This is a genomic window from Limnochorda pilosa, assembly GCF_001544015.1.
Lineage (GTDB): Bacteria > Bacillota > Limnochordia > Limnochordales > Limnochordaceae > Limnochorda > Limnochorda pilosa.
On the sequence record NZ_AP014924.1, the window covers coordinates 791,224 to 813,440 of the forward strand.

Here is a 22,217-nt window from a genome sequence, read left to right on the forward strand (position 1 = left end):
ACCTCCCCCTCGCCTGTCCGCCGAAGGTGCCCGCCTGGGTCCCCGCCGGGCGCCCCCGCTACTCGCCCAGGTACGCCTCGATCACGGTCCGGTCGCGGGCCACCTGGGCCGGGGTGCCCTCGGCGATCTTACTGCCGTAGTTCAGGACGGTGATGCGATCCGAGATGTCCATGATCACCTGCATGATGTGCTCCACGATGACGATGGTGATGCCTTGATCCCGGATCCGCCGGATCAGCCCCACCGTCTGGGCCGCCTCGGTGGGGTTGAGGCCGGCCACCACCTCGTCCAGCAGGAGGAGGCGCGGCTCGGTGGCCAGGGCCTTGGCGATCTCCAGCCGCTTGCGGCCGGCCAGGGTCAGGTCCGAGGCGAGCTGGTCCCGCCGGTCCGCCAGCTCTACGAACTCCAGGACCTCCTGGGCCTTCCGTACCGCATCGGCCCGGGCGGGGTGACGGAGGTAGGCGCCCACCAGCACGTTGTCCAGCACCGAGAGGTGGGGGAAGGGCTTGACGATCTGGAAGGTCCGCCCGACGCCCCGGCGGGCCAGCTCGAAGGGCGGCAGCCCCGTCACCTCTTCCCCCAGGAAGGTGAGGGAGCCCGAACTGGGACGCACGTAGCCGCTGAGGCCGTTGAAGAACGTGGTCTTGCCGGCGCCGTTGGGCCCGATGAGCCCCACGATCTCGCCTTCCTCCACGCCCAGGTCCACGTCCCTAAGGGCGGTCAGCCCCCCGAACCGGACGGTCAGCTTCCTGGCCTGCAGGAGCGACAAGGTGCCACCTCCTCTGCCGGCGGAGGAGGCCCGTAGCCGCCCCCACCACGCCTGACGGCGCGAAGCGCACGATCAGGATGATCAAGAGCCCGTAGACCAGCAGGTTCGCCTCGCCCAGGGTGGTGCGGAGCCAGTCGCCCGCCCCTTCGAGGAGCACCGCCCCGATGAGCGGCCCGTAAAGAGTTCCGGTGCCGCCGATGATGGACATGAGGGCGAGCTCGATGGAGAGCTCGATCTCGAGCACCCCGTATGGCTCGAAGAAGGAGAGGTAGACGGCGTAGAGCACGCCGCCCGCGGCGGTGAGCGCCCCGCTGATGGCGAAGGCCCCCAGCTTGTAGCGGAGCGGGTTCACCCCCATGGCCATGGCCGCATCCTCGTCCTCCCGGATGGCCTGCAGGTAGTAGCCGAAGCGGCTCCACGTGAGCCACCAGACCACCAGCAGCGCCGCGGCGAGGAGCCCCAGAGAGAGGTAGAACTCCACCTGGCGGTCGAAGAGGTCCAGGCCGAAGAGACGGGGCATGTCATAGATGAAGAGGCCCTGGGCGCCCCCCGTCACGTTCCGCCAGTTCACCGCCACCAGGCGCAGGATCTCCGCCACGGCGATGGTCGAGAGGGTGAAGTAGGGCCCCCGCAGGCGGAAGGTGATCCAGCCCCACGCCAGCGCCAGCCCCACCGAAGCGGCCACGGCGATGAGGGAGCCCCACCAGGGGGCCAGCCCGACGTTCAGGAGGAGGAGCGTCATCACGTACGCGCCCATGCCCACGAAGGCCGCGTGCCCCAAGGAGAGCTGGCCCGCCCAGCCGCCCAGCACGTCCCAGGCCAGGGCCATGGCGCCGAAGAGGACGATGCCGATCCCCAGGTTCAGGTACTTGGGAAAGACCAGCGGGTAGACTGCGAAGACCAGCACCAGGAAACCGATGGTCAGCAGATGCCGATGGCGAGACTCCATACCGTCAACTCCCTCACGCCCGGGTCGCCCCGGGCTCCCTACATCCGGACCGCCCTCACGGGCGCTGCTGCCCCTAGACGCGGGACCGCCCGAAGAGCCCCGCGGGGCGGAAGAGCAGCACCAGCAGGAAGGCGATGAGCCCGAACGCGTCCCGGTAGCCGCTGGAGACGTAGGTGGCGCCCAGCGACTCGGTCACCCCCAGGAGCAGCCCGCCTCCGATCGCCCCCAGCACGTTCCCCATACCGCCCAGCACCGTCACCACGAAGGCCTTCAGGGTGAAGACCGAGCCCACCGTGGGGATCACGTAGAGCACCGGCAGCAGGAGGAGCCCGGCCAGCGAGGCCAGGGCCACCCCGATGCCGAAGACCAGGCTCCGGATCCGCCGGGTGTCGATGCCCTGGAGCTCGGCCGCGTGGGGGTTCTGGGCCGTGGCCCGGATCGCCCGACCTACCTCCGCGTGGGTGAGCATCCAGTAGAGCGCACCGATCACCACCACGGTGATGACGAAGGAGAGGGTGAGGGGCACGCTGAAGCTGACGCCCGCCAAGTGGAAGGTGCTGGTGGAGTAGCTCGTGTAGATGCTCTGGGGGTGGGCTCCGAAACCGAGGAGGAGCGTGTTGCTGATGACGAGGCCGATGCCCACCGTCATCAGGATGAAGCCCTGCTCCGGGCCGTCGGCGATGGGCCCCACCAGGATCCGGTCCACCACGTACCCCAGCGCGACGCCCATGAGCACCACGATGGGGATGGCGAGGAACGGGTCGAGCCCCGTGGCCCGGAAGAGCCAGAGGGTGAGGTACATGCCCAGGGCGAGGAACTCACCGTGGGCGAAGTTGATCACCCGCATGACGCCGAAGACAAGGCTGAGGCCGATCCCCACCATGGCGTAGATGCCTCCGGTGAGGATGCCGTTGGCCAGTGACTGAAGCAAGCTGACAAGGCTTTCCACGAGATCCCAACCCCTCCGGTGACCTCCCGGGCGGTCAAGCGCAGCCAGGCGCCGCGCCGGCCCCCCGCCCCTGCGCCACGACCGGCGGCCGGGCGGTGCGCCCCGTGTGGGAGCGGGCGCCCGCCCGGAGACGTCCGCAGCGGCTAACGCGAGCTCCACTGCGGCGTGGGGAAGCGGGCCTCCCCGGCGGCGATCTCCGTCGGGTAGACGGTGACGAACGCGCCGTCCTGGACCTGCTCCACCACCATGCTGATGGGATTCTGGTTGATAAAGCCGTCGTAGTCCTCGAAAGTGACGGGCCCCGCCGCCGTCTCCAGGTGCGTGGCCTTCAGCGCCGCACGGATCGCGTCGGGCTCCAGGGACGAGGTGCGGTTGAGGGCATCGGCGGCGACGATGAGGGCCATGTAGGCCTCGGCCGCGTGGTACGAGGGTTCCTCGCCCTTCAGCGCCTCCACCAGCTTCTCGTGAAGCTGTCCGGCCCCCGGGTACGAGACCGACGGCGTCCAGGAGGTGGCGCTGAAGACGAACTCGGCCGCATCCCCCGCTCCCTGGATGAAGGAATCCAGGGCGAAGCCGGCCGCCCCGCCCGCGAACATCTTCGGGTTCAGGTTGACCTCCTTCGCCTGGCGCATGATCGCCACCGAGTCCTCCTCGTAGGAGACCATGAAGACGACGTCGGGCCGGAGGCCCCGGAACTTGTTCAGAATCGGGCGGAAGTCGGTGAGGCCCCGATCGTAGACCTCCCGGGCCAGGACCTGGTACCCGTTCTGCCTGGCCACCCGATCGGCGGCGTCGGCCACCGACGTCTCGAAGGCGCCGCTGCCGTGCAGGATGGCGATGGTCTTCATCCCGCCCAGGCTGTCGGCCAGGTTGAGCAGCGACACGGCGTAGGACGTCGCGTTGGTCTTGGCCCGGAAGACCCAGGGTGATCCCGGCCGGGTGATCTCGTCGGCCGCGGATCCGGCCACGATCAGCGGGATCCGCTGGCGGGCCGTGTAGGCCGAGAGCGGCTTGCTGATGCCGCTCGCGTAGGTTCCGATGATCAGGGGAACGTCGTCGTTGATGAGGCGCTCGGCGGCCGAAAGGGCCGCGTTCTGGTTGGAGGCGTCATCCTCGATGATGAGCTTCAGCGGTTGCCCGTGGACCCCGCCGGCGGCGTTGATCTCGTCCAGAGCCACCTGGTAGCCGGCGAGCTGCATGCGCCCGAAGGTGGCGAAGCGCCCCGTCTGGGACGTGATGATGCCCACGGTGACCCCGTCCTGGGCGAGGACGGCCGGCGTTGCCAGGCCGAGGACGAGCATGAGCGCGAACAGAGGCTTCCATGAGCGAAACACCCGAACGATCCCCCCTTGGTGAGCCCGAATCGGGCTGGCCAGCGTGAAAGCCCTCGTATTCACCGGATTCGTCAACTTTGCGGATGATCCTTCCTAACGGAGGGTTGACGCCAGTCTGACGACTCGGTGAATGTGATCACAAGTGGCAATGCGGGCGACCCAAGGGGAGGGCACGCTTCAACCCAGCCCTGCCAGGATCTCCTCCACGGGGGTGAAGTCGGGGAAGAGCCAGTCGGGGTCGTGGGCGGCCAGCTCGGCCAGGGTGTAGCTGCCGCCTGCGACGGCCAGGACCTGGGCCGCGTTCTCCCGCGCCGCGGCGATGTCCAGGGGCGTATCGCCCACCACCACCACGCGCCCGAAGGGGTGCCCGTAGTGGTCCTGGGCGCGGTGGATGCCCAGGCGGATGAGCGCGGGTCTCCAGTCGCTGTCGCTGCCGAAGCCGCCCGTGGGGAAGAAGCGGTTCAGCCCGTGGGGTTCGAGCTTGATCCGGGCGCCTTCCGCCAGGTTGCCCGTGCCGAGGGCCAGGCCGAAGGCGGGATTCCCGGCCAGACGTTCCAGGAAGCCCGTCACGCCGGGCACGACTTCGCCGGGGTCACGGGCGATCTCTTCCCGCAGGTACCTCAGGTAACGCGCCCACAGAACGGGGTTGTTGGCATGGTCCGGATCCAACCCCAGGTGCTCCAGGGCCTCGGCGAAGATGCGGGGGTCCGGCTTGCCCCTCCAGTCGATGCCGTCGGTCGCCTGGGGCCGACCGTAGAGGTCGAGGAAAGCCCGGTCGATGGCCCGTTCCCCGGCGCGGGTGCCCCGCACCAGGGTTCCGTCCAGGTCGAAGAGCAGCAAGGTAGGTCTCATCGGCTTCGCTCCCTGTCAGGTTTCCGGTGGCCCTGGGCGGCAGGATCCGGGCACGACACCGGGAATCTCTGTTCGTGGGTCTCGGAGCGCGGCGTGGCTCCGGAAGGGCGCCCTGATCCGAAAACGGAGGTGGGTCGATGCCTCATGCCGCGGCAACCCTTCCCCTCCACGGGGGCCGGTGCCCGCCCTGGCTCTTTGAGCGTATGAAGCGCCTGGGGGCGGCCATCGTCGAGGTGATGGTCCACGAGTTCGGCCCCGAGGAGGTTCTCCGCCGGCTCTCGGATCCCTACTGGTTCCAGGCCCTTGGGTGTGTGCTGGGATTCGACTGGCACTCCTCCGGGGTCACCACCACCGTCTGCGGCGCCCTGAAGGAGGGGCTGGGGCCCAGGCAGCGGGAGCTGGGCCTGTACGTGGCCGGCGGCAAGGGGGGCGCGTCCCGCAAGACGCCCCAGGAGATCGAGACCCACGTGGAGCGCGACGGCCTGGCCGTGGACGGGCCGGGGCTTGTCCACGCGAGCCGCATGGCGGCCAAGGTGGACAACACCGCACTCCAGGACGGCTTCCAGCTCTATCACCACGTCTTCTTCTTCAGCGCCACCGGCGCGTGGGCGGTGGTGCAGCAAGGCATGGAGCCCGAGGGGAGCCTGGCACGACGCTACCACTGGCTCTCTGCGAACGTGCGGAGTTTCGTGGAGGAGCCCCACGCGGCGGTGTGCTGCGATCGCACCGTCGAACCGGTGAACCTGGTGGCGGGGGAGAGCGGGGCCTGCCGATCCACCACCACGGCCCTGGCAGGGGAAGACCCGGCCGGACTGGCCCGGGAACTGGCCCGAATCGTGGAGACCGGCAGGCACCTCCGCCTGCCCATGGCACACCAGGTGCCCCGGGCGGCCTACCTGGAGAAAGCCTTGCTGGACCTCTACCGTCACCCGCCCGAAACCTTCGAAGGGCTCCTGGGCAGCGCCGGCGTGGGGCCCAAGACGCTCCGGGCCCTGGCCTTGATTGCAGAGGTCACCTACGGGGCGGCCCCCAGCTACCGGGACCCGGTGCGGTACAGCTTCGCCCACGGCGGCAAGGACGGGACACCCCGGCCCGTGGACCGCGACCTCTACGACGCGGACATCGAAGCCCTGAACCGGCTCCTGCGGGAGGCGAAGGTGGATCGCACCGAGAAGCTCCACGCGTTTCGCAGGCTCGCCCGTTACTCGGCCGAGCTCGCGCCCCGGTGACCGGCCCGGTTCAGGCTCCGATCAGAAAAGGAGGGAGACGAGGAAGCCCACGACACCCACCGCCGCGAGGATCAGGCCGTAGGAGAGGAACTGCTGCCGGCGCCGGCGGCTGACGCTCGGGCCCGCGCGCATGCCGAAGTAGCCCATCCCCACGCCCACGATGGCCAGCAGGATGAACCAGCCCACGTTCAGCCCCCCTTCGCCCGGCCCGGCCGGTACCGGCTGGGTTCCGGAGCCCGGCTGGTTGGTGGCCCGGTCGCCCGCCGGGCAGTATCATTGTAGCACACACCCTCGTCTCCCGTGCCACCCTGCATCCCCGGGCGGCTACGCGTGCTGCGGCTCGGGTTCCCGCAGCGGCTGGAGGACGGCGGCCGCCGGCTGGTACATGAGGTTCAGGTACTCCACCAGCATCCGGTCGCTGGTGAAACGGCCGGCGCAGGCGGCCACGCTCTCACGCATCATCTGCCGCCAGCGGCTGGGCTCCTCGTAGTAGGCGGGGATCACCTCGTCCACCAGCACCTGGAAGAGGCTCAGCAGATCCCGGTGATCCTGCCCGGGGCCCTCGTAGCCTTGGTCGATCTGCCAGCCGTTCACCCCGTGGCGGACCGTCTCCGGCCACCATCCGTCCAGCACGCTCAGGTTGAGCACCCCGTTGAGGGCCGCCTTCATGCCGGAGGTGCCCGAGGCCTCCAGGGGGCGCTGTGGCGTGTTGAGCCAGACGTCGCATCCCCGGGTCATGAGCGCGCCGATCTCCATGTCGTAGTCGGGAAGGAAGGCCACCGAGCGGGGAAACCGCTGGCTCATGCGCCAGATGGCCTGCACCAGGTGCTTGCCCGCGTCGTCTTCCGGGTGGGCCTTGCCTGAGAAGACGAGCTGGATCGTCTGCTGCTCCAGCAACGGCTCCGTGACGTCGGGTCGGTCGAAGATCAGGGTGGGGCGCTTGTAGGGGACCGCCCTGCGGGCGAAGCCGATGAGGAGGCGTTCCGGATTCAGCTCGTGGCCCGTGCGGCGGTGCACCTCGGCCAGCAGGTTCTCCTTGGCCTGCATGTGGGGTTCCCACAGATCCCGCCCTTCCCCGAAGGCCCTCCGGATCCGCTCGTCCTGCCACGTTCCGGCGTGGACCCCGTTGGTGATGGAGAGGATGGGAGCCGTGCCCTCCACGTCCTCCCACATCTTGCGGGCCGTTGCCCCGTGCATCTTGGAAACGCCGTTGGCATAGCTCGCCACCCGCAAGCCGGCCACCGGCATGGTGAAAGGGTCGCCGCCCAGGGCGACCATCTCTTCCCTGGAGAGGCCGTTGAAGGCACCCATCTCCTCCAGGAGGCCCAGGGGGTGCGACTCGTTTCCGGCCATGACGGGGGTGTGGGTGGTGAAGATCACCTCGTCGCGGGTGGCCTCCCACGCGGCCCGGAAGGAGAGGCCCCGCTCGCGCTTCTCCCGGATCAGCTCGGTGGCCGCCAGCACCGCGTGCCCCTCGTTGAAGTGGTAGAGCTGAACGGGCTCGCCCAGCGCCCGGAGGGCGCGCACGCCCCCGATCCCCAGGGCCATCTCCTGGGCGATGCGGGCAGGGCCGTGCCCGTTGTAGAGCCGCCCGGTGATCCAGCCGTGGGCCCCGTCGGGAGGTCCCGCGTCCAGAAGGTAGAGCGGGTTGTTGCCGAAGGCCTCGGTCTTCCAAACCTGGAAGGAGACGGGCTCGCCGCGGATCGTCACCTCGACCCGCACGCCCGTGTCGTCGCAGAAGTCCGGCGTGTAGTGGGGGAACTCGTCGTGGGGCCAGCCGTGCTCGTCCAGCACCTGGCGGGTGTACCCCTGGCGCCACAGGATGCCCACGCCCACCAGGGGGAGGTCCAGGTCCCGGGCGGTCTTGAGGATGTCTCCCGCCAGGATCCCCAGGCCGCCCGAGTAGACGGGAAAGCGGTGGCTGAGCCCGTACTCCATGCAGAAGAAGGCCACGTACGGCCGAAATCGGCGGTCCGCGTGCACGCGCGCCGCCCCCCTTCGCCCCGTAGGGTGGCACCCGCCACCCGGCGGCTCCCGCGGGAATGGCTGGAATGGAACCGGCGCCGGGCTGGCATCGAGCCGACCCGTGCCCGGGCCCGGCGTGCCGCGGGAGGCCGCAGGAGCCGCGGCAGGAGAAAGGCGGTGCAACGGACAATGGCTTTCAACAAGGGCCGGCGCGGTCCCCGGGAATGAGGACGAACCGGGGCCGCCCGGCGGCCCTTCTCGCGGAGATGGGATCATCGACACAACGCCTGGGGCGGCGCCTTCGGGCGGCAGGGAGGGTGAGCGCGGTGCAGGAGGAGTACCGGATGCTGGTGGGCGGCGTGTGGACCGAGGGTTCCACGGGGGAGCGCATCGAGAGCGTCAACCCGTCGGACCGGAGCCACCTGGCCTGGATCGCCCGGGGCGTGGAGGCCGACATCGACCGGGCGGTGGCCGCGGCCCGGGAGGCCTTCCGCGCCCAGGGGGCGCCCGGCTGGAAGCAGGTGGAGCCCGCCGAGCGGGGCCGGCTGCTCTACGAGGCGGCCCGCCGGATCCGGCAGGAGGCCGAGGATCTGGCCCGCCTCGAGAGCCTGGACAACGGCAAGCCCCTGAGCCAGGCCCGCACCGATGCCCAGGTGGCTGCCCGCTACTTCGAGTACTACGCGGGCGTGGCCGACAAGCTCATGGGCGAGACGATCCCCATCGATCGCCGCTTCCTGGACTATACCCTGCGGGAGCCGCTGGGCGTGACCGCCCACATCATCCCGTGGAACTATCCCCTCCAGATCGCCGCCCGCAGCATCGCCCCCGCCCTCGCCGCGGGCAACGCTGTGGTGGTGAAGCCGGCCGAGGAAGCCTCCCTCAGCACCCTGGAGCTGGGGCGGATCCTCACCGAGGCGGGCGCGCCCCCGGGCGTGGTGAACATCGTGCCGGGCTACGGCGAGGACGCCGGCGCCCACCTGGCGGCCCACCCCGACGTGAACCTGGTGGCCTTCACGGGTTCGGTCGCGACGGGGACCCTGGTGATGAAGGCCGCGGCCGAGAACGTCACCCCCGTGCTGCTCGAGCTGGGCGGGAAGTCGCCCAACATCGTCTTCGCCGACGCGGACCTGGAGAAGGCGATCCCCACCATCATGCGCTCCATCTACCAGAACGCCGGGCAGACCTGCTCCGCGGGCAGCCGCCTGCTGGCGGAGCGCTCGATCCACGACCGGGTGGTGGAGGAGATCAGCCGCAGGAGCCGCCGGCTGCGTCTGGGCCCGGGCATCGAGGACCCGGACCTGGGGCCCATCATCTCCGAAAGCCAGTGGAAGCGGGTGCTCGACTACGTGGAGATCGCCCGCCAGGAGGGGGTCGAGGTGGCCACCGGCGGCCGGGCGCCCGAGGACGAGCGCCTGCGGGGCGGCTTCTTCGTGGAGCCCACGGTGCTCACCGGGGTGCGCCCCGAGATGCGGGTGGCCCGGGAGGAGATCTTCGGCCCCGTGCTGGCGATCATCCCCTTCGACGACGCCGACGAGGCGGCCGAGCTGGCCAACGACACGCCCTACGGCCTGGTGGCCGGCATCTGGACCCGGGACATCCAGGTGGCTCACCGGCTCGCCTCCCGCATCGAGGCCGGGCAGGTCTTCATCAACACCTACGGCGCCGGCGGCGGCGTGGAGATGCCCTTCGGCGGGTACAAGAAGTCCGGCTTCGGGCGGGAGAAAGGCCTGGAGACCCTGCGGCACTACACGCAGGTGAAGAACGTGTGCGTGGGGTTGGAGTAATACGCTCTCATCGACGCCGCCCACCTGGGTCCAGGGGGGCGGCCGCGCCGCGCGGGGATCGTCGGATGCCCACAGGGCCAGTTCGTGAGCCTGGCAGGGCCGGGTTGATCGTCAGCTCCTCGCTGAAGGAGGGCAGACCGTGTCGTTCACTCAAGAGCTGCGCCGGTGGGTGGATCCCATTTGGCAAGCGAGCTTCGAGCACCCCTTCATCACAGGCCTGGCGGACGGCACCTTGCCGCTGGACCGGTTCCGCTTCTACGTGCAGCAGGACAGCTACTACCTCACCGAGTTCGGCCGGGTGCTGGCCGTGGCCGCGAGCCGGGCGGGAGACCTGGCCGAAGCCTCCGAGCTAGCGGCTCACGTTCGCACCACCTGGCATTCATCCCGCGGTTGGCAGGGCTAACCCGCTGGGAGTCCACGCCTCAGCGCACCACCGAGTACACCAGGCGGTTGGGCAGCCGCTCGAAGCCCGCCCGCTGCAGGAGGGCGGCGGCAGGATGCTCCAGGACGGGCTCGGAGTCCCAGGTGGAGACGACCAGCCGGGATCGCCCGGCGCCGGCGCGGGGGAGGCCGGCCAGCAGGGCGTGCACCGCCTGGAGATGCTCCGCCTCGCCCAGCTCGTCCCAGGCACCGAAGGGCATGATCCGCTGGGGGCCCGGTTCGACGGCCAGGACAGGCCGGGCGCCCCTGAGGAGGAGCCAGACCCCTGGGAGCCGGCGAACCGGCGGCTCGGTGGCCGCGGGTTCCGCCTCCGCCCGACCGCCGCGCAGGATCGGCCCCAGGTTGGCCGGGTCCAGGGCCGCCAGGAGCCGGTACGCCTCGGAAGCCGGGCGGGCCGCCGTCGCTTCGCCGGATCCCGCCCGCAGCGCCTCCACCGCCTCCGGAAGGGCGAACTGGAGCCCTGCCAGCCCGTCGACGAAGAGCCCGCGGCGCACCTCCCCCGAGCCCTCCAGGAAGAGAAGGGCTTCGAGCACCTCCTCCCAGCGTCCCAATGGGGAGAGCTCGAAGAGGTCCCGGGTCACGATGCCGTAGCGCTCCAGGAGCAGCCGGGCCGCGTCGAGGGCGTGGGCGGGCGGGCCGCCCTCCGGGCGGCGCGAGGGGGCGCCGGAGCGGGCTGGGGGGGCAGGGCTCGCAGGTGCCTCCGCCGACGCTTCCAGGGTGGGCTCCCCGGCGACCGTGCCCAGGGTTCCAGGAGCATGGGGAACGGTGCTCCACCGCCCGGAGAAGAGGATGCGGTGGCGGATCGTCTGGCGGCCCACGACCTCCCGGGCATGGCGGCGAGCCCGCACCCGCAGCGAGGCGCGGGCGGATCGCCACCCGGTACCGCCGCCCCCTGCGCCGGGCGCGAACGGAGCCTCCCCCCAGCGCTCCAGCGCGCCTCTTTCCTGGCCCGGGGGCTCGCGCTCCCACAGGCGGAGGGCATCGAGGCCGTCATGGGTCACCCGTCCCGAACGGGCCAGGTTCCAGAGCGCCGCCTCGATGCGGGCCGAGCTGGTACCCGGCAGCGCCTCCAGGAGCTCGTGGGCGAAGAGGGCGCCGCGGGCGCGGAGCGCGTCCAGCACCGCACCCTCCACGTCGTCCGGGGGCAGGAGTTCCCACGCCCAGGCGGGCGCCAGGGCCGGCCACAGGTCCCGCCGGAAGAAGGCGCAGGCCAGCTCGCCGGCCGCCTGGCCGCCCACCCAGAGCCATCGTCCCGAGCGCACCAGGCCGTCCAGGGCGGAGCGGATCTGCTGCGGGGCGGCGTCCCGCCGGGGTAGACGGGCCGGGATCACGGCTGCCTCCCAAAGAGAGAAAGGGAGCATCCAGCCCTGGAGGGGTGCGAGGGCCTCCTCTATTGCCTCCTCCAGGGTGTCGGCGCTTCCGGGGCGGTCCAGAGCCTGCGGCGGGCTCTCGTCCCCCGGGTGGGCTCCCGTCGCCGCCTCACCGGTGCGCCCTTTGTCGTCCTGCTCCACCCCCTGCCACCGCAGCACGAAAGCCTGCAGGGCCTCGAGGGAGACGGGCTGGACCTCCCGGCGCGCCCGGGCCAGGCTCTGGCGGTGGATGCGGCGGAGCACCCCGGGCTCGCACCACTCGTCCCTGGTGATGCCCGGCCGGAAGGCACCCCGCACCAGCCTGCCCTCGGCATCGAGGGCCTCCAGTTCGGCCTGGAGCCAGCCGGTCTCGGTGTTCCCCCACCCGAAGCGGGCCGCCGCCTCTTCGGCCGTGAAGGGGCCCCGGCTGAGCGCGTCGCGAAGGAGAAGCTCCCGCCGGAGGAGGGCCGCAGGATCGCCCGGAGACACCGGCGGTGCGGCCTCCCCGCCCCTCCCGGAGGCGCTGCCGCCGGGCTGGACCGTCGCCCCGATCCGTTCCAGGAGCGAAGCCGGCACCCACGCGCCCGCCCGGGCCGGGGCGGCGGGCGCGAGCTCGTGTGGCAGGGGCCGCGCCAGGCCGGCCCGTTCCAGCTCGGCCAGGAAGACCTCGGCCGGCCCGTCGGCCCGCGCGGCCGCCTCCTGGGGCGTCAGGGAGCCCAGCCGCGCCATCAGGTCCAGGAGCTGCGAGGTGCTGCGGGCCCGAAAGCCGGGGGCCGTGCCCTGGAGCTCCGCCTCGACCTCAGCGATGACGCCGGGATCCAGCAGCTCCCGCAGGGCTTCGGACCCCAGCGCCTCCCGCAGGGCTGCCTGGGAGAGCTGGAGGAGCTCGGACCGCCGCTCGGCCCGGGGGCTGTCGTACTCGTACATGAAGGCCCCCAGGAAACGGAAGACCAGGCCCGAGGCCATGGGCGACGGCGCGGGCCGCCGCGCGACCTCGAGGCTCCGCTCGCCCCGGTCCAGCTCGGTGAGGATGCGGCGCAGGGCGGGCACGTCCAGCGTTTCGGTCCAGAGCTCCCGCAGGCTCTCCACCACCAGGGGGAAATCGGGCTCGTTCCGGAAGGCGTCCAGGAGGTCCCCGGCCCGCAGGCGCTGCTGCCAGAGGGGCATGCGGCGCTGCCCGGTGGATCGGGGGACGAGCAGGGCCCGAGCCGCCGCGTGGCGGAAGAGGGTGGCGAAGAGGGGGCTGCCGGCGGCCTCGTCCCGCACCAGGGCCTCCAGGTCGGTGAGGAGGTCCAGGTGGGCCACCTCCACGGGTGGCTCGGAAAGGCCCGGGAAGCGCAGGAGGAGCCCCTCGTCGGCCACCACGCCCTCCAGCTTCAGGTCGAAGGCCCGGCGGGCGGCCGCCTGGAGCGCGAGGAGCCAGGTGCGGTTGATCCGCTCGCCGAAGGGTGCGTGGAGCACGGCCCGCCAGTCGCCCACCTCGTCGGGGAAGAACTCCAGGAGCAGGCGCCGGTCGTCGGGCAGGAAGCCCGTGGCCGCCTTCTGCTTGCGGGAAAGCTCCACCAGGTTCCGGGCCGCCCGCCGGTCCACGGGGTAGTGCCGCTGGAGCCAGGCGGCGGCCCCGTCCGTGGAGGCCCCGTGGATACCATCGACCCCTTCCGGCTGCCCTTCGGGCGCGACATCGCTGCCTTCCCCGGACGGACCGGGCTCGTGGGCCTGGGCGGGCTCCATGGGCGCGTCCCCGCCGGCCGGCCCCAGCCGCTCCGACAGCTCCCGCAGCAGCCGGCCCACCCGCTCGCCCATCTCCAGGCTCCGACCCGTGGGCTCGCCGTGCCAGAAGGGGAGCTTGGGCACCCGCCCCGGCGCCGGGGAGACGATGACCCGGTCCGCACCGATCTGGTCGATCTGCCAGGCGGTGTTCCCCAGGACGAAGACCTCGCCCACCCGGCTCTCGAAGACGAACTCCTCGTCCAGCTCGCCCACCAGGCGGCGGTCGTGGGTGACGGCCCGGTAGAGGCCCCGGTCGGGGATGGTGCCGCCCTGGGTGGCCACCGTCAGGCGGGTGCCGGGGAGGGGCTCGATGCGGTGCAGCACCCGGTTCCACTCGATGCGGGGCTTGAGGCGGCCCAGGCCCGGGTGGCTGTACCCGCCCGAGAGGAGCCGCAGCACCGACTGAAACGCCCGCCGGGTGAGCCGCCGGTAGGGATACGCCCGCCGCACCAGGCGGAAGAGCGCCTCCTCCTCCCAGTGGGTTCCGATGGGCGCGGCCGCCATCGCCGCGACCTGCTGGGCCAGAACGTCCAGGCAGTTCTCAGGGACCCGGGTCTCCTCGATGGCGCCCTCCAGCGCGGCCCGGGCCACGGCTGTCGCCTCCAGCAGGTCCAGGGGGGTCTTGGGGAGGATGCGCCCCTGAGAGGTGAGGGAGAGCAGGTGCCCGGCCCGACCCACCCGCTGCAGGGCAGCGGCGGCGGTCTTGGGCGACTCCACCTGCACCACCAGGTCCACGGCGCCCACGTCGATGCCCAGCTCCAGGGTGCTGGTAGCCACCAGGCCCCGCAGGCGCCCGGCCTTGAGATCCGCCTCCACCCGCTCCCGCACCTCCCGGGAGAGGCTCCCGTGGTGGCTCCGCACCAGGGGCTCGCCGGCAAGCTGGTTCAGCTCCCGCGTGACCCTTTCGGCCTGCCCCCGGTTCTGGACGAAGACCAGGGTGGACCGGTGGGAGCGGATCAGCTCCAGGACGCGGGCCTCCAGGGCCGGCCAGATCGAGGGCTTGCCCGAGGCCTGACGCAGGCGGCTGAAGGACTCCACGGGCCCCTCCACCCGGAGGTCCATCCGGCGCAGAGCGCCTTCGCCCGCGGGCGGGCCGGCGTCCACGATCCGCACGGGCCGGTCGCCCCCCAGGAAGGCGGCGATCCGCTCCAGGGGCCGCTGGGTGGCGGAGAGCCCCACCCGCTGGATGGGGCGGCCCGTCCACGCCTCAAGCCACTCCAGGGTGAGGGCAAGCTGGACGCCCCGCTTGCCGCCGGCGAGCTGGTGGATCTCGTCGACGATGACCGCCTCCACGGGCTTCAGGATCTCCCGGGCCCGGGGGGAGAGGAGGATGAGCAGAAGCGACTCAGGCGTGGTGATGAGGATGTCGGGCGGGCGGCGGATCATGGCCTGGCGCGCCGAGGCGGGGGTGTCGCCGGTGCGGACGGCCCGGGTGGGCGGGTCACCGGGCATCCCCCGGGAGGCGGCCAGCGCGGCGATGCCCTCCAAGGGCTCCTCCAGGTTCCGGTGGACGTCGTTGTCCAGGGCCTTCAGGGGTGAGATGTACAGTAGGCGGACGCCCCGAGGCGCGGGCGCGCGCTGCCCAGGGGCCTGCCTTCGCCCCCGGCCGGGGCTGGCCGGGTTCGGGGCGCCCGTCGCCCCGTGGCTCTCCCAGGCCTGCCGGAAGAGCCGGTCCAGGAAGACGTAGAAGGCGGCCAGGGTCTTGCCCGAGCCGGTGGGGGCCAGGAGGAGGGAGTGCTCGCCCCGGGCGATCACGGGCCAGCCCTGCACCTGAGGCGGCGAGGGTTCCCCGTAGCGGGCCCGGAACCACTCCTGCACCAGGGGGTGGAAGAGCTGCAGGACCCCGTTCGGATCGGGGGCCGACGATGCCCCCGGCGTCTCCGATCCGTTGCCGTGCTGGACGCGCGGTGCGCGGCCGCCCACCGGCTGCACCTCCCACCGGAGCGTCGATCCGCAGCCTCCTTTCCACACGGAAGCCTTTCCTTCCTACGGGCGGGGAAACGTGGTCGAACAAACGTCCACCGGGCGTCTGTCACAAGATGGTGACAGAAGGGCCTTGGTATGCAGGGAATGAGGTACCGGACCCGAGAAGAACCATGCTCGACCCGAACCAATCGGACGCCCCGGTCCGAGACTCCTCGAGAGAAAGGAGATCCCCGTCATGCACGCACGCCGCGCCGCCCTGGCGCGCCTCCTGGCGAGCCTGTGGCTCCTGCTGCTCCTGGCGCCAGCCCTTTCCCAGGCCGTGCAGGGCGCAGGCGAAGGCGAAGCGGCCGTTCACGTGGCCCAAGACCGCCTGGCCAACGGCCTGGAGATCTACGTCTACGAAGACCCTTCGGCCCCCGTCGTCTCAGTGAACCTGTGGTACCGGGTGGGCTCACGCGACGAGCCCGCCGGCCGCCGGGGCATGGCCCACCTGATGGAACACATGATGTTCAAGGGTTCGGAGCGGGTGGCCGCCGAGGAACACGCCCGCATCATCGACCAGGTGGGCGGCGACGCGAACGCCTTCACCACCTCCGATGCCACCGTCTACTGGGACAAGGTGCCCGCAGCCGAGCTCGAGCTCGTCCTGGAGCTGGAGGCTGAGCGGATGGCCCATCTGGTCCTCACCGAGGAGCACCTCCGCACCGAGCGGGAGGTGGTGAAGGAAGAGTACCGGCTGGGACTGCAGAACGACCCCGTCGGGCAGGCCTTCGAGCGGTTCCAGGCCATCGCCCTCGCGGGAACCGTCTACGCCTGGACGCCCCACGGCTTCCTGGAAGAGCTCGACGCCATCACCGTCCAGGACCTGGAGCGCTTCTACCGCACCTACTACGTCCCCAGCAACGCGGTGCTGGTGGTGGCCGGCGCCACCGACCTGCCCACCGTGAAGCGCCTTGCGGAGCGGCACTTCGGCCCGCTTCCGGCGGGGGAGGTCCCCGAGCGGGCACCGGTGACCGCCACGCCGCCAGGTGAGGTGCGCCGGGAGCGCATGACCTTCCCCATCCAGCTCCCCGTGATCCTGGGCGGCTACCTCATTCCAGGCCTCCGCTCGCCGGAGATGGAGGCCCTCCAGGCGGCGGGGCTGATCCTCTCAGGCGGTGAGAGCGCCCGCGTCCACCGCTCGCTGGTTCGGGAGCAGCAGGTGGCCGTGGCTGCGGTCGCCACCTCCCAACCCTACCAGGATGCCGGGCTCTTCCTGGCCGCGGCCCTTTACCTACCGGGGCAGGAAGCTGAGCGGGTGGCTGCCGCCCTGACCCAGGAGGTGGAGCGGCTGGCCGAGGGCGTCTCCGAGCGGGAGCTGCAGCAGGCCAAGAACCAGATGGCCGCCGACTACGCCTTCTCGCTGGATACCCTGGACGGGGTGGCCAACGCCATCGGCGCCGCCGTGGTGCTGGAGGGCGGTCTAGAGAAGTTCACCCGGGGCCTGGAGCCCTACTTCGCCCTCACACCCGAGGATGTGGTCCGGGTCGCCCGGACGTACCTGACGCCCGAACGGCTGACGCTGGTGGAGGTCGCGCCGGGCTCCTGAGGGCCGGCCAAGGGAGGAGGAGACGTCGATGAACCTTCGGAACCGCGTCGTCAGGCAGGTTGGGGGGCTCGTCCTGGCGGGTGCCCTGGCGGGGATGCCGCCTGCGGCGGCCGCCGAGCCGATCCGGGCTCCGCTGGTCACCGAGGCCGAACCGGTCGAGCTGCCGCCGGTGACCCACCGCACCCTGGAGAACGGGCTGGAGCTCTGGATCGCGGAGCGGACCCAGCAGCCTATCGCCCTCTTCCAGCTGGTGATCCCCCGGGGCGACCTCCTGGACCCGCCCGGCAAGGAGGGGCTCGCCTCGTTCACAGCCCAGCTTCTGCAGCAGGGAACCGAGAGCCGGAGCGCCGAGGAGATCGCCGGGGCCATGGACTTCGTCGGCGGCAGCCTTTCGGCGGGCACCAGCGCCGAGCGGACGACGGTGTCCGCCGCCGTCCTCTCGAAAGACGCCGGCTTCGCCCTGGACCTCCTGGCCGACGTGGTGCTCCACCCCACCTTCCCTGAAAGGGAAGTGGAGATCCTGCGCAACCAGTTCCTGGGCGGCGTGCGCCAGGAGCGGGACGATTCCTCCCAGCTCGCCAGCACCCACGCGGCCGCCTTCTTCTACGGGGCAGGCCATCGCCTGGGCAGGCCGGAGTCGGAAGCCTCCGTCCAGGTCATCGGACGGGAGGACGTGGTCGCTTTCCACCGCGACCACTACGGTCCGAAGGGGGCCATGCTCATTGCCGTGGGCGACCTGGACCCCGCCTGGGTGGAGGCCGCGGTGCGGAAGTCCCTGGGGTCCTGGAAGGGCCCCGCAGCCCCGGCGCCCAGTGCGCCCGAGGTGCCGCAGCTGGAGGAGAGCCGCGTGCGCTGGGTGGCGAAGCCGGGGCAGACCCAGGTGCAGATCCGCCTGCGGCAGAACGGCCCCGCCCGGACGGCCAACGACTGGCTGGCGGTGCAGGTGTACAACTACGTGCTGGGCGGGGGTGGCTTCTCCTCCCGGCTGATGCAGGTGGTGCGGAGCGAGCTGGGCCAGACCTACGGCATTGGGACGGGGTACACCGCGTACCGCTTCCCCGGAGGGATGCAGCTCGGCACCTTCACCCGGAACGACAGCGTCTGGGCCACCCTGGACGCCATCCGGCAGGAGCTGGGCCGCTTCCGGGACGAAGGGATCTCCGAGGCGGAGCTGGCTGCGGCCAAGAGCCACCTGCTGGGCAGCTTCCCCCTGCAGATGGAGACCCTTTCGGGGATGGCGGGGACCATCGCCGAGGCCCTCTTCTACGACGGCACCCTGGACGCGATCCGGACCTATCCGGAGCAGGTGGCTTCCCTCACCCGGGCGCAGGTGAATGCCGCCATCAAGGCCCACCTGGACCCCGAGCGCTTCGCCGTGGTGCTCCTCGGCGACCCTGCCGTGCTGGAGGAGGCGCCGGGGGGAGAGGTCCTCGGGGTCCCCGTGGAGCTCGTCGAGCAGGTGGACTGGCAGGCGCCGGTGGAGGGATTCACCCTGGCGGCGACGGCGCAGAGCGCGGAGGGCGATTGAGTGAGCCCGAGCGTGATTCAGCGTGCGTTTGCGCAGGGGAGGGGTGCAGGCGGGCACCGGTCTTCCACGAAGGCACCGGCGCCCGCCTGGCGCGCAAGGGCGGCGTTGGAACGGGCGAGCGCGTGTGCTATGGTGGGGCTGCCGGGATCCGAAAGCCCACTCCCAGTGGCCTTCCCGCAGCGGTGCGCCGCCGTGGGGGCGCCCCCTCGGCCAGGGGCCTCGGTACCGCCTCGCAACGTCGTTGCGAGCGATGCACCCAATGGGTCTACTCGTACCGGGGAGGAGGTGACTCCCGTGGCCGAGAAGAAGCCCGCGAAGCAGACCGGCAAGAAGCCCGGCTCCGGCAAGTAAGCGGACAAGCTCACCCTGACGTTTCCTGAGGCCCGGCGAAGGCTGCCGGGCCTTAGTGTGTCCGGCCGCAGGCGCCCGTCCGGAAGAAACCGCCAGCCACTCTTCCCCTGGCCGGAACCCCCGGCAGGGAGGGTCCGGAGCGCCTTGGGCCGAAACCATCCCCACGACGCAGCGAGCCCAGCGACCATGCGCGGGCGGCGCTGGCGCCGGCGATCCGCCGGGCGGCCCCTGCCCGACCGGCCGCAGGCCCTGTGGCGGGCCTGCAGGAGGACCGGCCGCTTCGATGCCCGAGGGGAGAAGTGGAGTCTCCATGCCGAGCGCGACCGCTCCCATCCACCGGCGGGGCCTGCGGGCCTCGCGGCTCGGAGCCGCATGCCTTGCCCTCCTGTTCCTGCTTCCGCTTCCGGTGCTCGCCCAGGAGGAGACGCTTCCGGTCATCCAGGTGCGCCGGCCGGGCGAGGGGCCGCTGGTGGCCATCTTCCCCCTCCAGGTGCTGAACCAGCAGGTCGGCACTTCGGAGACCGCCGTGAAGGACCAGCGCGACCTGGAGTTGCTCTCCCAGGCCCTGTCCGATGCGCTGGCGGCACGGCTGGTGCAGTCCGGCCAGTTCCGTCCGGTCACCGGGGTCCGGCTCGAGCGCCGGCTTCAGGAGGCGAACGTCCCCCCGCCGCCGGGGTCCGAGGCCAGCGTCGAGGCGATGCGCACCTGGCTGCAGGAGGCGGCCGAGGCTCTCCTCTCCCGGGCGCAGGTGGAGGAGGCGGTGGTGGGGCGGGTGCTGGCCGTCCAGGGCGGCCTCGTGGCCGTGATCGAACGTTACCGCCTGGCGGACGGATCCAGGGCGGGCTCGCCGGCCCGGCTGGTGGGATCGGCCGTGGCCCAGGCGGACAAGCCCCCCGCCCTGCTGGGGTGCGCCGACGACCTCCTGCGGGAGGTCTACCCCCCGGGCACCGAGGTGGTTCCCCGCAAGGTGGCCAAGCTGGTGGTTCTGCCTTCGGCCCTCCGACTCCCCATCGGGCAGAGCCAGAGGCTGAACGTGCTCGCCTTCGATGAGGACGGCACCTTGCTCCCCAACGTGACCCTGGCCTTCCAGTCGGACGACGAGGGGCGGGTGGCGGTGACCTCGGACGGTCTGGTGACGGGCCTCTCGCCGGGTCAGGCCACGGTGCAGGTCCAGGCGCTGGGCCGGCCCAGCACCGCCGACACCGCTTCGGTGAACGTGGCGGTGCTGGCTCCCAACCTGGGCTTCCGCGCCGGCGCCAACCTCAGCGAGGTCGCCGCGCAGAGGGAGACCGCGGCCGCCTTCGGCCTCCGCCTGACCCCGAGCATCACCCTGCAGACCACCTCCCAGAAGGTGGACCTCTCCAAGGGCCTGGAGAACCCCCTCAGCTTCCTCACCGGCTTCTTCAGCTCGCTCCTGGGGAGCGGGCTCGTGACCCTGGACATGGACGTCCACCCCAACCAGGACTTCACGGTGATGCTGGATGCCATGCAGCGGAGCCGCGGAGGCTACTTCGGTACCGGCATCGGCATCGTCACGCCCCTGAAGGAGGGGATGGAGACGGGGCTGGGTCTGCGGCTGACCCTGGGGACCCAGTTCGACTGGCTGCGCGGCAGCCGCTTCGCCGTCCCCTTCGAGCTGAACGCGGACCTGGTCTTCCGAGGCGGCGTGGAGAGCTCCACCGAGGCGCGGGTCGTGCTGGTGACCGGCATCGACCTCTTCCCGTGAGCCTCCGAGGTCGCCTTTGGGGACCCTCCCGGGGCCAGAGGCTCACAAGTGCAGCAGCACCCGCGCCGTCCAGAAGTAGAGAACCAGCCCCACCACGTCGCCGATGGAGGTGATGAAAGGGGCCGAAGCGACCGCCGGGTCGATGCGAAGGGTCCGCAGCAGGAAGGGCAGCATGGTGCCCACCAACCCCGAGGCCAGGACGGTACCCGCGAGGGCCACGCCGATGGCCACCCCCAGGAAGCTCTCGCCCGTGCGCACGTAGGCCATCACCCAGGCCCCCGCGGCCAGCAGCAGCCCCATCAGGAGGCCCGTGGCCAGCTCTCCCCTCAAGGCCCGCCAGAACTCCCGGCCCGTGATCTCTCCCGTGGCCAGCGCCCGCACCGCCACCGTGGCCGCCTGGGATCCCGTGTTCCCGGCGGTGTCCATGATGATGGGGATGAAGAAGGTCAGGGCGATGACGGCCTGGATGGTGCTCTCGAAGCTGGAGATGATCAGGCCGGAGACGGAGTTGAAGAGGAGCAGACCCATGAGCCAGGGAAGGCGCCGGCTTACCCGATCCCTCAGCCGGAGCGCGTAGTACCGGTCCACCCCGGCACCGCCGTCGGGCGTCATGGCCACGAAACGCTGGAAGTCCTCGGTGGCCTCCTCCTGCAGGACGTCCATGGCGTCGTCGACGGTGATCACGCCCACCAGCCGGTCCTCCCGATCCACCACGGGGAGGGCCAGGAGGTCGTAGTCGGCGACGAGGCGGGCCGCCTCCTCCTGGTCGGCGTCGGTCCGGACGGAGATGACGTCGGTCTCGGCCAGCTCCCCCACGGGGCGGGTGGGGTCGGCCAGCACCAGGTCCCGCAACGAGACGACCCCCCGCAGGTGTCGGCCGGCGTCGGTGATGTAGATGCTGTAGATGGTCTCCTTGTCAAGGCCCACCTTGCGGATCTTCTCCAGGGCCTGGGAGGCCGTCAGCTCCTGGTGGATGCTGACGTACTCGGGGGTCATCAGCCGTCCGGCCGAGTCGGGCGCGTACCCCAAGAGCAGCGTGGCCACGCGGCGTTCCTCGGGCGAGAGCTGCTCCAGGAAGCGCTTGGCCACCTTCGCGGGCATCTCGTCCAGGAGGCGGGTGCGGTCGTCCGGCGACATCTCCTCCAGCACTTGGACGACCTCGTGATCGTGGAGGCCCGCGAGGAGCTCCTGCTGGTCCTCGGTCTCCAGATACTCGAAGACCTCGATGGCCCGGTCCTTCTCCAGCAGGCGGAAGACCACCGCCCGGTCCGTGGGGGGCAGTTCCTCCAGGAGATCGGCGGCGTCGCGGGTGGAAAGGTCCTCCAGATGGCTTTTGATGCGGGGGAAGGCACGCTCGGCTACCAGCGCGTGCAGGTCCTCGGAGATGGGGCTCATCCGGATCCCTCCCTGGGCGGCCAGGGCGCCTGCCCGGGAGGTCCGCGCCGGTCAGAGGCTCGAGGACGCGCGCTCGTCGCCCACGAGGCGGGCAGGGACTTCCGTGAACCCGGGTATAGCGCGGCCGCCGGTGATGGTACGACGGTCCCCTTGCGTCGTGCAGGTCCACCCATGTCGTAAGGGTTCACCACTGGGCTCAGGTTCCGTCGCCATCACCCCCCAACGTCGCGGGTCGCATGGAGCCGCTGCCAGACGTGGCACGTGCGCCCGCGTGGATCCTGTCTGATTCTATACCCGGCCTCCATGGGAATG

15 protein-coding genes are annotated in these 22,217 nt (G+C 71.4%); 6 read left to right on the top strand and 9 right to left on the bottom strand.

The features are described from left to right. Positions 1 to 58: 58 nt before the first annotated feature. From LIP_RS03580 to LIP_RS03600, 5 genes are all read right to left on the bottom strand, one after another. Complete coding sequence (locus LIP_RS03580; protein WP_068134455.1) at positions 59 to 769, bottom strand: ABC transporter ATP-binding protein; 711 nt, start codon at positions 767 to 769, stop codon at positions 59 to 61. Beyond that, on the bottom strand, positions 711 to 1,718 hold the full coding sequence (locus LIP_RS03585; protein ID WP_082725811.1) for a branched-chain amino acid ABC transporter permease: 1,008 nt from the start codon (positions 1,716 to 1,718) through the stop codon (positions 711 to 713). Before LIP_RS03585 ends, LIP_RS03580 begins: the two co-directional genes overlap by 59 nt. A 73-nt stretch (positions 1,719 to 1,791) precedes the next feature. Beyond that, positions 1,792 to 2,667, bottom strand: coding sequence for a branched-chain amino acid ABC transporter permease (locus LIP_RS03590; protein WP_144440307.1), 876 nt, complete (start codon positions 2,665 to 2,667; stop codon positions 1,792 to 1,794). 143 nt (positions 2,668 to 2,810) lie between these two features. Beyond that, complete coding sequence (locus tag LIP_RS03595; RefSeq protein ID WP_198409697.1) at positions 2,811 to 4,001, bottom strand: ABC transporter substrate-binding protein; 1,191 nt, start codon at positions 3,999 to 4,001, stop codon at positions 2,811 to 2,813. A gap of 177 nt (positions 4,002 to 4,178) precedes the next feature. Then, on the bottom strand, positions 4,179 to 4,853 hold the full coding sequence (locus tag LIP_RS03600) for an HAD family hydrolase (RefSeq protein ID WP_082725812.1): 675 nt from the start codon (positions 4,851 to 4,853) through the stop codon (positions 4,179 to 4,181). 137 nt (positions 4,854 to 4,990) lie between these two features. Between LIP_RS03600 and LIP_RS03605 the strand changes: the two genes are divergently transcribed. Continuing rightward, positions 4,991 to 6,082, top strand: coding sequence for a DUF763 domain-containing protein (locus tag LIP_RS03605; protein WP_068134465.1), 1,092 nt, complete (start codon positions 4,991 to 4,993; stop codon positions 6,080 to 6,082). 21 nt (positions 6,083 to 6,103) lie between these two features. Here LIP_RS03605 and LIP_RS18820 read toward each other — a convergent pair whose 3' ends face one another. Both LIP_RS18820 and glgP read right to left on the bottom strand, forming a co-directional pair. Next, positions 6,104 to 6,268, bottom strand: a complete 165-nt coding sequence (locus LIP_RS18820; protein WP_158509543.1) for a hypothetical protein — start codon at positions 6,266 to 6,268, stop codon at positions 6,104 to 6,106. Between the two features lie 138 nt (positions 6,269 to 6,406). Then, on the bottom strand, positions 6,407 to 8,065 hold the full coding sequence (gene glgP / locus LIP_RS03610) for an alpha-glucan family phosphorylase (protein WP_198409698.1): 1,659 nt from the start codon (positions 8,063 to 8,065) through the stop codon (positions 6,407 to 6,409). Positions 8,066 to 8,391: 326 nt separating this feature from the next. Between glgP and LIP_RS03615 the strand changes: the two genes are divergently transcribed. Both LIP_RS03615 and LIP_RS03620 read left to right on the top strand, forming a co-directional pair. Further along, a complete protein-coding gene (locus tag LIP_RS03615; RefSeq protein WP_068141461.1) occupies positions 8,392 to 9,831 on the top strand; it encodes an aldehyde dehydrogenase family protein in 1,440 nt (479 codons plus the stop codon). Positions 9,832 to 9,970: 139 nt separating this feature from the next. After that, a complete protein-coding gene (locus tag LIP_RS03620; RefSeq protein WP_068134468.1) occupies positions 9,971 to 10,234 on the top strand; it encodes a thiaminase II/PqqC family protein in 264 nt (87 codons plus the stop codon). A 19-nt stretch (positions 10,235 to 10,253) separates the two neighbouring features. Here LIP_RS03620 and LIP_RS19945 read toward each other — a convergent pair whose 3' ends face one another. Beyond that, positions 10,254 to 15,314: a DEAD/DEAH box helicase gene (locus LIP_RS19945; protein WP_158509544.1), complete on the bottom strand. Its 5,061-nt coding sequence runs from the start codon at positions 15,312 to 15,314 to the stop codon at positions 10,254 to 10,256. Positions 15,315 to 15,552: 238 nt separating this feature from the next. Here LIP_RS19945 and LIP_RS03630 point away from each other — a divergent pair, with 238 nt between their 5' ends. The 3 genes from LIP_RS03630 (at position 15,553) to LIP_RS03640 (ending at position 20,510) form a co-directional block, all read left to right on the top strand. Continuing rightward, positions 15,553 to 16,905 carry a M16 family metallopeptidase gene (locus LIP_RS03630; RefSeq protein WP_068134472.1) on the top strand — a complete coding sequence of 451 codons (1,353 nt, stop codon included), beginning with the start codon at positions 15,553 to 15,555 and terminating at the stop codon, positions 16,903 to 16,905. A 28-nt stretch (positions 16,906 to 16,933) separates the two neighbouring features. Next, positions 16,934 to 18,433 carry a M16 family metallopeptidase gene (locus LIP_RS03635; RefSeq protein ID WP_068134474.1) on the top strand — a complete coding sequence of 500 codons (1,500 nt, stop codon included), beginning with the start codon at positions 16,934 to 16,936 and terminating at the stop codon, positions 18,431 to 18,433. A gap of 661 nt (positions 18,434 to 19,094) precedes the next feature. After that, positions 19,095 to 20,510, top strand: a complete 1,416-nt coding sequence (locus tag LIP_RS03640; protein WP_068134477.1) for an Ig-like domain-containing protein — start codon at positions 19,095 to 19,097, stop codon at positions 20,508 to 20,510. Between the two features lie 42 nt (positions 20,511 to 20,552). Here the strand turns inward: LIP_RS03640 and mgtE are convergent, their stop codons facing one another. Continuing rightward, positions 20,553 to 21,905, bottom strand: a complete 1,353-nt coding sequence (gene mgtE, locus LIP_RS03645) for a magnesium transporter (RefSeq protein ID WP_068134479.1) — start codon at positions 21,903 to 21,905, stop codon at positions 20,553 to 20,555. Positions 21,906 to 22,217: the final 312 nt, after the last annotated feature.

Coding starts and splice junctions, on each gene's coding strand:
- LIP_RS03585 (WP_082725811.1), bottom strand. CDS start 1,718: ATGGAGTCTCGCCATCGGCATCTGCTGACCATCGGTTTCCTGGTGCTG.
- LIP_RS03600 (WP_082725812.1), bottom strand. CDS start 4,853: ATGAGACCTACCTTGCTGCTCTTCGACCTGGACGGAACCCTGGTGCGG.
- LIP_RS03605 (WP_068134465.1), top strand. CDS start 4,991: ATGCCTCATGCCGCGGCAACCCTTCCCCTCCACGGGGGCCGGTGCCCG.
- LIP_RS03615 (WP_068141461.1), top strand. CDS start 8,392: ATGCTGGTGGGCGGCGTGTGGACCGAGGGTTCCACGGGGGAGCGCATC.
- LIP_RS03630 (WP_068134472.1), top strand. CDS start 15,553: ATGCACGCACGCCGCGCCGCCCTGGCGCGCCTCCTGGCGAGCCTGTGG.
- LIP_RS03635 (WP_068134474.1), top strand. CDS start 16,934: ATGAACCTTCGGAACCGCGTCGTCAGGCAGGTTGGGGGGCTCGTCCTG.
- LIP_RS03640 (WP_068134477.1), top strand. CDS start 19,095: ATGCCGAGCGCGACCGCTCCCATCCACCGGCGGGGCCTGCGGGCCTCG.
- mgtE (WP_068134479.1), bottom strand. CDS start 21,905: ATGAGCCCCATCTCCGAGGACCTGCACGCGCTGGTAGCCGAGCGTGCC.